Source organism: Shewanella frigidimarina (assembly GCF_003797125.1).
GTDB classification, from domain to species: domain Bacteria; phylum Pseudomonadota; class Gammaproteobacteria; order Enterobacterales; family Shewanellaceae; genus Shewanella; species Shewanella frigidimarina.
The window spans coordinates 618,967-631,929 of record NZ_RKKE01000003.1 but is presented as its reverse complement, the minus strand read 5'-3'; the positions used below and the strand labels follow the sequence as shown (position 1 = coordinate 631,929).

The window sequence follows — 12,963 nt, the reverse complement described above, 5'->3', positions numbered from 1 at the left end:
CATTTAAGGTTTTGCGGATAAGTCTTGATATAAGGTTTCTATCCACTTATCTGCAGAGATAAATTCCCAAGCCCAATTAGCATATTTTTCAGGAACACCTTGTTTTTTGATGGTGGCTAAATCATTACCCATTTCAATTTCACCACGCATCCAATTAATACTGTCATCAAGCATGTGTTTGAATTTTAGCAGTTCATTTTTATCGGCTAACGCGCCATGACCCGGTATAACCTTAGTTTTATTGTCTAAAAGGTCGAGGATGATACTGACATTTTCACGGTAGCCAGTTACCGATCCTCCCGCAGTTAAATCAATGTACGGGAAGCGGTCTTTAAAGTATAAATCGCCCATGTGAATAATATTCCCTTGCTTCCACATGACGACACTATCACCATCGGTATGTCCTGGACCTAAGTGAATCACTTCTAAGGTATCTTGATTAAAATGAATGGAGACATTCTCCTCATAGGTGATAGCGGGTAATGCTGACGCAGGAATATGGCTATCAGCTTTGAGCCGCTTGAGAACATTGTGATGAGCTAAGATAGAGCCTGTTTTACCAAAGTGGGCGTTTCCACCAGTATGGTCGCCATGGTAATGAGTATTAACGATGTATTTTGGCAGGCCTGGTTGAATGTCATTGAGTGCAGCGGTAATTTTATCGGCCAAAGGTGCAAATTGATCATCAACAATCAATATACCGTCGTCTCCGGCAGAAACTGCAATATTGCCTCCGGCTCCGATAAACATGTAAGTATTATTGTCTAGTTTGTTGGATTTAATGACCACATCACTGAACTTATCATCAGCAATAGCTGATGTTTGAGCTAACGCAAGCATGGCTAATGCACTTAGCCCGATGATATTACGTTTAAATAGTAGTTTCATGGCTATCCCTCATTGCTGTCATAGCAATTATTTTTATTATTAATACTGCCTAGCGTAACAAGTTGATCACTTATCGTGCAACAATTTCTAGTACAACAATTTTTCGTCAAATAAAATCTATTCAAGTGAACTACTTACCGACGGCGCTTCGTGTCAAACAGAAGTTTTTCTCGACTATTTTGATAAAACTACACTTCGTCAATGCTTACTAAGCTGATTAAGTATTCAGCTTAGTAAGCATTGACGAAGCGCCAGCAAAGCTGAAGTGCAGGACTATTTAGTCCAAGGCAGCAGTTTTTGGGCAAATGTATTGGCTAGTCCTAATCTAATAGCGGCTTTATGTCGCACGAGATATAACGCTTGGTAGCATAATGGTACTAAATATAGGCTGGTGACGGTTGAAAAGGTTAATCCACCGATAATGGCAATGGCCATTGGCGAATAAGGTGGCCCACCACCACCTATTTGAGTGTCACCCATTGCTAACGGCACTAATCCCAATACTGTGGTTGCAACCGTCATTAATACCGGACGCAAACGAGTAATACACACGTTAACAATGGTATCACTTAGCTTATCCAAATCAGGTGTCATCTGATTAATCTGGTCTACCAGAACAATACCGTTATTGACCACAATACCCATCAAAATGAGTATGCCTATCATCGACATCACCGACATTGGTGTACCTGTTAGCCACAATGCCCAGAATACACCTGTAATTGAGAACATAATTGAAGTGATAATGGCTGTTGGTAATAGCAGTGACTCAAATAACGCCGCCATGACGATATAAATCATCGCAATTGCCAATATCATATTCACCACCATGATTGACTGATCTTCATCCTGGCGTTCAAAACCACCGCGTAATGAGTAGCCGTAACCGTATGGGAAATTCACCGAGTCCATCACCTGAGTGATTTTGGTTTGTGCTTCTTCGGTAGTGAGTTCTTCAAGGTTTGCGCCAATGGATAAAGCCGTTTGGCGATTAAAATGACGAATAGTATCAAATCGAGGTACCACGGTTGCTTCAGCTAAACTGTCCAGGGTATAAACTCGGTCACCTTGGCGAATAATCGGCAGTTGCTTAAGCTTTTCTAAAGAGTTCTGCCAGCTTTTGTCGTAGGCCAGTTCGATGCGTAGTTCGCCGCTAGGATCATGGCGAAACGAACGTAACTGCGAACCTCTTAAGGCAATGGCAATGTTCGATGCTATATCGCTTAAGGTTAAATCCAGACGGGCTGCCATTTCTCGGTTGATTACCACCACAACTTCTTGTTGGGCGCCATTCACTTCCGAGCGCACATCGACTAAGCCTTCAATATTGTCGAGCAATGGCATCACTTGTTCACTGATGCGAATTAATTCCGTTGTTGAGCGCCCTGTTAAGGTTACACGAATGCCATTATTTTCATTACCCCAACCAAATTGTGGCGTGGCAATCGAAAATTTAGGAAATCCTTCGCGGATCATTTTCTTTAACTCACCAATGTCTATAGGGATGTCTTTTTGCAATAAAATGGTTGATTGTGCATCTTGCGGGGCGTAGTAACTGTAAACCGCATCAATATAAAACTTGTCTTTATTGCTGTATAAATACGTTTCCATGCTATTAATCATGGCTTCGGTCACCGCTAGATTATGGCGACCTTCTAGCTGGTAATTAATGTATAAACGGTCATTACCTTCGCCATCTCCTTGATCTTGTTGCACCATACTTAATGGCAATGCTGTTGATACCAACAATGCCACTGCGATGACACCAGAACGTTTTGGTCGGGTTAATATCCACGTGAGGCTACGTTGATAAAAACGCCCTAAGCGATTGTTGTCATTAGCGGCCTGCACTTCAAAGTGAAAGTGGTTGAGCATCAGTGGGATTAATGTTTTCGCTACCAATAATGAAGCCGCTAGCGAGATACAAATGGCCACAGCAACATGTTCTAAAAAGATGGTCAGTTGCACTTTTACGCCGAAAATATTCGGTAAAAAAACAATGGCGGTGGTTAATGTACCTGCTAAAACCGCCAAAGAGACTTTTTCAACGCCAGTTAACACGGCTTGTTGGTTGGCTTTTATCTGACAAGTGTCGTCAATATGCCCAGCTTGTTTCTCTTGTAGCACGCTTTCGGTGACGACAACCGCATTATCAATCAACATGCCGACGGCTAATAACAATCCCATCATCGATAAAATATTTAAGCTGTAGCCTAAAAAGTACATACCAGCCAATGTCATACATAATGAAATCGGCACTGATGAGATAACTACTAAGGTCATTTTAAGGTTACGCAAAAACAGAAACAGCACCCCAAATGACAGTACCGCACCCATTAAGCCAGACAGTAATAAGTCTTTGAGTGAGGACTTAACGCCATAGGCTTGGTCTTCCATGATAAACAGTTTGATGCCATTAAATTGCTGATCTTGCTTAACCTGTTCGATAACGCTTAGTACACGGTCAGACACCTCAACTAAATTGGCACCAGATTCCTTAAATACATCAATACCCACCGCATATTTTTGATCTAAATGTCGGCCTTCAATTTTCTCGGGCAGGGCATAGCTCACCATCGCAATATCTTGCAGGCGAATACCCGGCACTATCACCAGATTATTGATATCGTCAAGGCTGGTAAATTCACCTTTTGGTGAGACTTGATACACCCTTGAGTTTTCTCTTAGGGTACCTGCACTGATGACAAAGTTTTCTGCCAGTAAACGCGATCGTAAATCGAGGATATTAAGGCTTGATGCGACCAATTTATCTGCATCAAGTCGGATTTCAATCTGCTTTTGTTCAACGCCATAAAGGGTGACTTTTGATACGCCGTCAACGCGTTCAAGCGGCTTACGAAGCTGTTTGTCTAACAAATCAAATGCATTAGAGAGTTCGCGCTCGCTTGATATGCGAATGGTTAACACCGGCATATCGGCGGTTGAGAACTGTTGGATCATGACGCGCTCAACATCTTTTGGTAATAAATGCCTTACCGAGTCAATTTTCTCGCGCGCTTCTAGGCTTTTGGTGGCAACATCTTCACCCCATTTCATGTTGAGCTGAATAAACGCACCGTCTTGGGTTGAATCTGATCGCACCTCTTCTATGCCGCTCATGGTAGCAAGTGACTCTTCCAGCACTTTAGTGATGTCGCGTTCAACTTCTGCAGGGCTGGAGCCTTTGTACGGAACTTGCACCACAATTTGTGGAATATCAATTCCTGGAAACATTTCTAATGGCAGCATTCTACTGGCCGCCATGCCAAACAACATAATGGCCAAGAAAAACATGCAGGTGGTGACGGGGCGCTTTATCGCCAGTTGAGTTATGTTCATGCTGGCGTCTCCGCTGTATTAAACTCAACGTCGCTTTGGGTATATTGTTTACGATCAAATAGCGCATATAGAGCTGGAATAACTAACAATGTAAGCAAGGTTGACATGCTTAATCCGAAAATGACTGTAATGGCCATTGGCGCACGAACTTCACTGCCATCGCCAATGCCTATTGCCATTGGTAATAAACCTAAGGTAGTGGTTAGGGTTGTCATCATGATAGGACGTAAACGAGATTGCGCGGCATCATTAATCGCGGTCAGTTTATCAATACCTTCTTGGCGCAATTGATTAATACGGTCAACCAATACAATCGCATTGTTGACCACAATACCTGCTAGCATGATTAAGCCAATAAATACCACTACGCTCAAATGGGTCCCGGTAATGAATAAACCCACAATACTGCCGGCAACGGCCATTGGAACAGCGATTAAGATTAGCAGTGGATGCAACAATGATTCAAATTGGCTGGCCATTACTAAATACACTAGGAAGATAGCCAAAACGAGGGCTATTTTCAATGAGTCAAATGAGTGCTCCATTTCTTCATTTTGGCCGCCAAATCTGGCCTGAATAGAACTTGGTAGCTGCTGTTTAGCCAGTATCTGCTGGGCTTCAATTACCGCTTCGCTTAAGTCACCGTAAGCCAAATTAGACGACACAATAGCGACTCGTTGTTGACTGATACGATTAATCGCTGAAGGACCAATTTGTAAATCGATAGTGGCAATAGCACTTAATGGAATAGGTTGGGCGCTATTGGGATTAATAATTAACGATTCAATGTCGCTGATTTGATCGCGTTCGCTTAATTCACTGCGCACCAAAATATCCACTTTACGATCGCGTACCGTAAACTGGCTGGCAATAGTACCACCGACACGTTGGGCTATGCGGTTAGCAACTGTCGGAGCATCCATCCCCAGCGCGGCTAAACGGGCATGGTCAAAGCGAATACTGATCTCTGGTTGGCCATCGCGTAAGGTCGTATTAATGTCACTAAAGCGGTCAGAATCAGACAAGGCATTAACCAGTTGGTCTGCACTTTGTTTGAGTTGAGCTAAATCATAACCCGATAGCTCAATTTCAAGCGGGGTTTTAAAGCTGAATAATTCAGGGTGTTCAATTTGAGCCTCTAGTTCAGGAATGTTTTTTGCTGTGTTACGCAATACCTGGCTAACCGCATTAAAGGCTAAAGGGTCTGCGAGTACCACTTGTAATCGGCCCCAGTTTTCACCACCTCTTGCAGTATCCGATGTCATTAACCCACCGCTACCGGCTTGACTATAGGCGTGTTTCACATCTTTACGGTCTTTAATCGACAGGGCTAGTTGTTGTAATACAGCATCAGTTTCACTGACTTCGGTGCCTGGTGGTAATAATACTTCGACATAAAATTCTCCTTGATTCATCGGCGGGATTAGCTCAACACCTAATTTAGGCAGCAAACAGCTTGACGCTAGGGTCACCAATAGTGCTAACACAATGGTTAACACTTGGTGGCGAAGAGCGTGATGTAATACACGGAAATAGATTGATTCGACTATGCGGTATAAGTAGTTAAAACCAGCGCAGATGGGTTTGAGCAACAGTCCAAATACACTACTTACAAAACGGCTAATGACAATAATTGCGGTTAACAATCCTGAAGGCAAATAGCTAAACAAGAGTTTAAATGGAAAGCTCAGCACAGCCAGTAAGTAATAGGCCACTTTTCCTTTTCGGCTAGTGGGTTTAGGTTTTTGGGCGACTTCAATAGGTTGCGGCAGGCTAGTAAAACCTTGACGTGATGCCAACATGGGAATGGCTGTTAAGGCAACAAATAATGAGGCGAGTAGGGCGAACGTGACTGTGAGCGCTTGGTCGGCAAATAAGGCTCCTGCAATGCCGTCTACAAACACTAAAGGGACAAATACCGCCAGAGTGGTGAGTGTTGAAGCAAAAATGGCGCCTGAGACTTCTTTACATCCTGTGACGGCAGCTTCAACTTTACTCATGCCTTGAGATTTATAACGGTCTATGTTTTCTAATACCACAATGGCATTGTCGACCAATAAACCAATCGCTAACGCAATACCACCTAACGACATAATGTTTAAGCTGATATTGGCAAAATACATCATGTTAAAGGTGGCAATAACCGAAAAGGGGATCGAGATGGAAATAATTAATGTGGCAATAATGTCCCGTAAAAACAGGTAAATTACCAGCATCGCCAGTAAGCTGCCAAATAACGCTGCCGATGTCACTTCATTGACTGCGCTTTCAATAAACTCAGATTGGTCGTAAATTACTTTTAACTTATTGTGTTCATTAGCTAGATTGATTTTTTCAAGTTCAGATCGTAGCTTTTGTGCAACAGCAACGGTATTGGCGTCACCTTCTTTGTATATGGCTAGTTCAATCGATTCTACTTCGCCGATGCGAGTAATATCACTGCGTTCTTTGTAGGCATCACTAATCACCGCAATATCAGATAATCTGACTAACGTTTGGCCATCACGATAGATAATCACTTGACCTAGTTCATCTAAAGAATTGAATTGATTTAAGGTTCTGACCAAGTATTCTTTATCACCCTGAATCACTTTACCTGCTGAAAGGTTGATATTTTCTTCATTTATTCGACGTTTAACCTGATCGGCATTAAGATTCAATTGACTTAGTTTTTGTTGATTTAATTCAATATGAACTTCTTGCTCCAACCCACCGGATAACCTTACAGCAGCAACACCGGATAAGGCTTCTAAACGTCGTTTTAACTCTTCATCAGCAAAAGTTCGCATTTGCTTTAACTGCTCCGCATCGGCATTGGGTACAGAAAAAGCTAAGCGCATGATGGGATCAAGATTGGGGTTAAAACGCAGTAATAATGGCTTATTAATGTCTAAGGGCAGCTCGATAGTGTCGATTTTTTCACGCACTTCAAGGCTAGCCATATCCATATTGGTGCCCCATTCAAACTCGAGCACAACATCAGACATGCCAGAACGTGAAATTGAGCTTATTTTCCGCAGTCCTTTGACTACGCCAACGGCTTCTTCAATTGGCTTTGATACCAGTTGCTCAATTTCAACCGGAGCAGCTCCGTCATAGGCTGTGCGTATGGTCACGCTGGGATAGCTTAAATCGGGTAATAGTTTTACCGCGAGGCGAGAAAACCCGACCATACCAAAAAGCATCACAGCGAACATGAACATCCATACAGTGACGGGGCGTTTAACCGAAGTGTTTATTATTGACATTATCCCGCTCCGTTATCGAATAGCTGCGAAGCTAAGTGGGGTAATAATTTCCACTAATGATTGATCTTTGAGGTTCTGCTGGCCCCGGATGACAATTTGTTCGCCATCTTCAACACCCGATAAAATTTCAACCGTGTTATTTTCACGATATCCCAACGTGACTTCACGTCGTTGTGCCTTGGTGTCTTTTATCACATATAAAGCTTGAGTGTTGTCTTGGTTGATTAATGCGTTATAAGGCACGGTAAGTACATCACGATGGGTGTCGTATTTAAGTTCAACCCGAGTAAACATACCCGCTTTTAATGTAGCATCTTGATTTGGCACGGCTAATGTCACTTTAAACGTACCGCTTTGAGCATCCACTATTGGACTAATGCGCAGTACTTTTGCATCGATAATATGGGCAGCGCTACCTTGATGTTGTTGAATAATACTGGCTTGTTGACCAACTCGTAAACTTGCAAGCTGTTGTTCTGGTAAGTGTAATATGCCGTGAAGTTGGTCTTGATTGACAACATAAAATAACTCTTGGAACTCTTTGGCCATATTGCCCGTTTTAACATAACGTGCAGCAACGACACCATTAATAGGCGAGGTGATTTGGCTTTCTTTAACTTGCAGTTCTGCTAAGTCACGCTGTGCTTTAGCAGCTTGCAGGTTGAACTCGAGTTTGGCCATCTGATCCTGGCTAATAAACTCTTTGTTGTTCATTTTGTTTAAACGATTTAATTCTTGCTGAATAATCTGCACTTCGGCTTCTGAACGATTGAAATCATAGCGTTGACGCTTGGCATCAATTACCGCAAGTATTTGTCCTTTGGTAACCCGATCGCCTTCTTCAACGTTAATCTTTTCGATTATCCCAGCAATGCGGCTCATCACATGAGACTCTTCAGGTGCTTCAAGTGTGGCGGTGGTGCTGTAAAAAGACGATACATTGCCTGTGGTGACCAGTGCTGTTTCAACCGGAATAGCAAATTTTTCATCTTTTTTTGTTTGCTCTTCTTCGCCGCTGCAACCACTCAATACTGCAATACAAAGTAAAGGAATTGCCATTTTCTTCATGCTGATGAACCTATCCATGGGGTACCTGCTAATGTTATATTTTTTGAATTAAATGACGCTAATGTACTTATTGTTATTCTTAAGCGAGTTAACGTCACGTTATCATTTGTAACTAATGTTAATTAAATACAACATAGCACTAACTGTGCCACTTTTTATAGTGTATAAATAACAATGGTTTATAGTATTTTTAGTTAAGGGTTAGCGAAATTGACAATGTTAAGGTAGTGAAAATAATTAACATTTGGTGTGATTGGTTATTTATGTATTTTCGTGTTGTAGAAATAAACAGATTTATTGTTATCGATAAATGGAAAATAGTTTAAAAGGGAAGCGTAAATGAAAAAAACAACATGGTTAGGTACGATGGCATCAGTTTTATTATTGTCTTCATGCAGTATGCTGGTGAGCCAGCAGTCGGGAAAACAGTCTGTCTCGAGCAGCCTGATGGACTTTTTGTATCCTAATAAAGATGACCGTTCAGCACATAGCGCCGAAGTTCCATTGCTCACATTACCGGTAAAAGTCGGTATTGCCTTTGTACCGTCTACAGGCTTTCAAAAAGAGGCCGTGCATAGTAAGGACCAATATGAATTACTTGAAAAAGTGAAAGCGGCTTTTGTCCAATATGATTATATTGATCGCATTGAAGTTATTCCGAGTACTTATCTTGCTGGTGGTGATGGTTTTAACACATTAGAGCAAGTTGGGCGTTTATATGATGTCGACGTAATGGCCTTGGTGTCTTACGATCAAGTGACTCAGTCGGTAGAGAATAATGCCGCGTTATTGTATTGGACAATCGTGGGGATGTATGTGATTCCGGGCAATGAAAATACCGTACAAACATTTGTCGATACGGCAGTATTTGACATTAAAAGTAGGAAAATGCTCTTTAGAGCGCCAGGGATCAGTAAGCTTGAAAAACGCACTACTGCCATAGGTATTGATGAAACCTTAGCAGAAAAATCGATGCAAGGTTTTGATCTAGCGGTCACTGATATGACTAAAAACTTAGATGATGAGTTAGCTCGATTTAAGGTGAGAGTTAAAGAGGAGAAAATTGCCAAGGTGGAACATAGTAATAATTACAGCGGCGGGACAATTGATATTCGGTTTGGTTTACTATTATTGATAATGTTATTCATTCGATTAAGATTAAGTAAGGGTGTTGAACGCTAACCTCACTGGGGACTATGTTCAATTGACTATGCTTAAGTATCTATTTCCAATGAGCAGTGATTAATCGTTGAGTCACGTTTTTCGGTTAATCATTTTTATACTGTCAATTTTTAGAAGTCGTTTTATCTGTGATGCGCGTTAACGCAGCACAATTATCTTCAGTATGGGCTCTGTCGTGTGACTAAAATTTCCAAATAAATTTAGAGAATCCATGTTTAGTCCAGATATTGACAATAATATAAGTAAGCAGGTTTTTTAGATGGAATAAGGAGCGATATAACTGAGGTTTGTTGATAAATTATTGAATCTCAGCTTTGTAATAAGCTGAGATTCAATAATAAGTATAATAAATACACTTGAATTACAGTATTTTATTAATACTTTAATTCATTTTTTATGAAGATTTATTCGTAATGGAAAAGTTAACCCGACGAGTCTTAGAACGCTCAGAACTGGTTAATTTTACACCGTTATCTTCAATAACTTTAGTAGTCGAAATTAATTGGTCGTTAGATGTGCCCAAAGAGATTAAAAACTCCACTAAACCATCAGCACGACGCTGTGCCAACGCTTTATTGTATTTAACTGTGCCTTTGTCATCTGTAAAGCCCTGAACATTTAGTTCTTTATCAGAATTATTGGCGAGGTAAGTCGCAACGCAAGACATGTGAGTATCAAGCTTACTGTATGACTTATCACTATTAACTTCGAAATACACAGGTGTGAACCCAATAATCATTTCATTATCTGTTTGTAATGTATATTCAATACACTCTGGAGAAATAGAAAATGTTTTGATTGGTTCAGATACAACGACAGGTGCTGATTGACAACCCGCAAGTGTTAATAACGCAATAACAGGTAATGAAAGATTGACGCGTTTCATATTTGTTTAATCCTTTAAAAATGTGGTCCATTAAAAAGAAATCGTAAATTACCGATAATGTTTTATTGGGTCAATAGAAAAACTGTTTTTTAGTTAATTAGATGTTTATTTTAATATTAAAAACATACTTTTTAATGTTTTTAGATTTTAATACATACTAATGGGTGGTTTATTTTAATGAATTTATTTAAAAGTTATTAAGCAAGTTTTTAAATGTTGTTTTTTGCATTTTCTTGCTGCAACATATTGGGGTAATTTTGATTCACTAGGAAGATAGTTTACATACTTTAGGATAATATTAAGGGATTAACCTGTACTTATGGATAAGAGTAAAGCACCAAATCACTTTGCTGAAGATAAAACAGTTGTGGCAGGATTTGAACATTCTGGAAATAATAATAAAGTTAACTTGATTGGGAAGTGTTTCAAAAATCGCTATTTAATTGAGTCGAAAATTGGTCATGGTGGTATGAGTGATATATACCGCGCCAAAGATCTCTATTTGGAGTCATTAAACGTAACAGAACCTTTTGTTGCGATTAAAGTATTATTATCTCAGATATCGGATATACCCGAAGCTCAGCAAGTCCTTATCAAAGAGTCAGTACAAACTCAAAAACTATCTCATCCAAATATCATCAGAGTTTATGATGTAGATACCGATGATGGCTTTCACTTTATGGTGATGGAGTGGTTAGATGGCGAATCATTAGACCAAGTGATCAAACGTTCAAAACCATTAGGCATCAACTTCAAAGGATCAATGAAAATCATTGATCAGATTGCTTCTGCATTATCGTATGCTCATCAACAAGGTATTGTCCATACAGACTTAAAGCCATCAAATATCTTCCTCACTCGCCAAGGGAACATTAAAGTTTTTGATTTTGGCGTTGCGAAAAACTTACAGCAAAGAGAGGACCGATACGCATTTGCCGAAGTCGACCAAGACTCTCCTTTAACAGGTTATACCCCAGCTTATGCTAGTTTTGAGCAGTTATCTGGAGAAGATGCCTGCGCGGCAGACGATATTTTTGCTTTTTCGTGTATTAGCTATGAGCTACTAACAAGTAAACATCCTTATAACCGTGTAGCTGCAAATGAAGTTGATATCACCAACAATAAGTTGATTAAACCAAAAAATATTAGTTCACGATTATGGCCTATGTTGAAAAAAGGTCTCGCGCTTAAAAAAGTACAACGTGCGCCTTCCATCGAGCTAATTATCAATAAGTTCCACAGTAAAAGTTGGCCACTACTCACCGCTATTGCTGCAGGTGCTGTACTTGTGATCAGTGGGTTTCAAATTCAACAGTATTATCAGGTTCAATTAGACGACTTACAGAGTAAAGTCGCTCTGACAAATAAGGCCAAAAGCGAAGTTCAAGCATTTGAATTTATTCCTGCTTCAGCGTTATTAGCCCAGATAGAAGATATTCCAGAAGATAAAACGCTAATTAAGAATGGTTTGTTAAAGACGCATCAATCTGAAGTGTTGGATATTGTTGAGCAACGTATTGCTTCTTTACCGAAAAGCGATAATGGTCTGTATCAAGATTATGAAAAAATAGCACAAGTTATTAATGATATAGAACGATTTTATCCTGATTCAGTTCGCTTACTACAAATGAAAAATCAAGCTGAGAGAAGTAAACAATCTGTTGTAGATGCACTGTCTGAACGATTAAGTCTTTTATTATCTCAAGCCCGTTATAACGAACAGGGAAGTAATAATATTCAAGCCATTGTTGAAGGGTTAACGTTTGTCGAACCTGGATATGCATACACCGCCAGCAATGAAGAATACACTCTCTATGCAAGCACATTTAATAACGCCTTAAAGAAACATGATATTACTCAAATTGATGGGTTGATTACTACCGGCGAATATATTTTTGCAAACTATCCAAAAGCTAAGTCATTAATTGAATATGGCGCTGAATTAAAAGTGGCGGTTAAAAGGTTAAATGACTATCACGATTTAACGGCAAAAGGTAAAACTGCCAGCTATCCATACGATGCTGCTGAAGTTTATTACCGAGATACATTTAATCAATTAACCGTGAGGTTGGATGCGATTGATAATCCGAAAGACTTACATGAGTTTGATAAAGAAGTTAGGGGGCTCGCCACGAATTTACCTGATGACTTTGAACCCTTGCTAACGCTTGATAAACGTTTAGCCGCTTCATTTTTACGCCAAGCAAATGTGTATCTTGATAAGCAATATCTGAAGACAGCCAGAGAGTTATTTGCCAGAGGAAATGAAATGTATGAACGTCTCAATGGTGTTCAACGCTTATAACTCACTGGGTATGATGGCTAGTCAATAAGTTGATGAAGGAAGATGTA

At 40.2% G+C, this 12,963-nt stretch carries 7 protein-coding genes; 2 read left to right on the top strand and 5 right to left on the bottom strand.

Annotated elements, in window-relative coordinates; genetic code table 11:
* Positions 1–3: 3 nt before the first annotated feature.
* The 4 genes from EGC86_RS12210 to EGC86_RS12195 all read right to left on the bottom strand — a co-directional run bounded on the left by EGC86_RS12210 (position 4) and on the right by EGC86_RS12195 (position 8,561).
* Positions 4–888: an MBL fold metallo-hydrolase gene (locus EGC86_RS12210; protein ID WP_123777741.1), complete on the bottom strand. Its 885-nt coding sequence runs from the start codon at positions 886–888 to the stop codon at positions 4–6.
* 273 nt (positions 889–1,161) lie between these two features.
* The gene (locus tag EGC86_RS12205; protein WP_123777740.1) at positions 1,162–4,227 is read right to left on the bottom strand and encodes an efflux RND transporter permease subunit; all 3,066 of its coding nucleotides are present in this window, start codon (positions 4,225–4,227) and stop codon (positions 1,162–1,164) included.
* Positions 4,224–7,475, bottom strand: a complete 3,252-nt coding sequence (locus tag EGC86_RS12200) for an efflux RND transporter permease subunit (RefSeq protein WP_011637836.1) — start codon at positions 7,473–7,475, stop codon at positions 4,224–4,226. The genes EGC86_RS12205 and EGC86_RS12200 overlap by 4 nt, the downstream gene beginning before the upstream one ends.
* A 12-nt stretch (positions 7,476–7,487) precedes the next feature.
* Positions 7,488–8,561 carry an efflux RND transporter periplasmic adaptor subunit gene (locus EGC86_RS12195; protein WP_011637835.1) on the bottom strand — a complete coding sequence of 358 codons (1,074 nt, stop codon included), beginning with the start codon at positions 8,559–8,561 and terminating at the stop codon, positions 7,488–7,490.
* A 321-nt stretch (positions 8,562–8,882) separates the two neighbouring features.
* Between EGC86_RS12195 and rhlP the strand changes: the two genes are divergently transcribed.
* Positions 8,883–9,725, top strand: a complete 843-nt coding sequence (rhlP, locus tag EGC86_RS12190; RefSeq protein WP_011637834.1) for a rhombotarget lipoprotein — start codon at positions 8,883–8,885, stop codon at positions 9,723–9,725.
* A gap of 394 nt (positions 9,726–10,119) precedes the next feature.
* Here the strand turns inward: rhlP and EGC86_RS12185 are convergent, their stop codons facing one another.
* Positions 10,120–10,611, bottom strand: coding sequence for an OmpA family protein (locus tag EGC86_RS12185; protein WP_011637833.1), 492 nt, complete (start codon positions 10,609–10,611; stop codon positions 10,120–10,122).
* Between the two features lie 319 nt (positions 10,612–10,930).
* Here EGC86_RS12185 and EGC86_RS12180 point away from each other — a divergent pair, with 319 nt between their 5' ends.
* Positions 10,931–12,916, top strand: coding sequence for a serine/threonine-protein kinase (locus EGC86_RS12180; protein WP_123777739.1), 1,986 nt, complete (start codon positions 10,931–10,933; stop codon positions 12,914–12,916).
* Positions 12,917–12,963: the final 47 nt, after the last annotated feature.

Coding starts and splice junctions, on each gene's coding strand:
- EGC86_RS12210 (WP_123777741.1), bottom strand. CDS start 888: ATGAAACTACTATTTAAACGTAATATCATCGGGCTAAGTGCATTAGCC.
- EGC86_RS12205 (WP_123777740.1), bottom strand. CDS start 4,227: ATGAACATAACTCAACTGGCGATAAAGCGCCCCGTCACCACCTGCATG.
- EGC86_RS12200 (WP_011637836.1), bottom strand. CDS start 7,475: ATGTCAATAATAAACACTTCGGTTAAACGCCCCGTCACTGTATGGATG.
- EGC86_RS12195 (WP_011637835.1), bottom strand. CDS start 8,561: ATGGATAGGTTCATCAGCATGAAGAAAATGGCAATTCCTTTACTTTGT.
- rhlP (WP_011637834.1), top strand. CDS start 8,883: ATGAAAAAAACAACATGGTTAGGTACGATGGCATCAGTTTTATTATTG.
- EGC86_RS12185 (WP_011637833.1), bottom strand. CDS start 10,611: ATGAAACGCGTCAATCTTTCATTACCTGTTATTGCGTTATTAACACTT.
- EGC86_RS12180 (WP_123777739.1), top strand. CDS start 10,931: ATGGATAAGAGTAAAGCACCAAATCACTTTGCTGAAGATAAAACAGTT.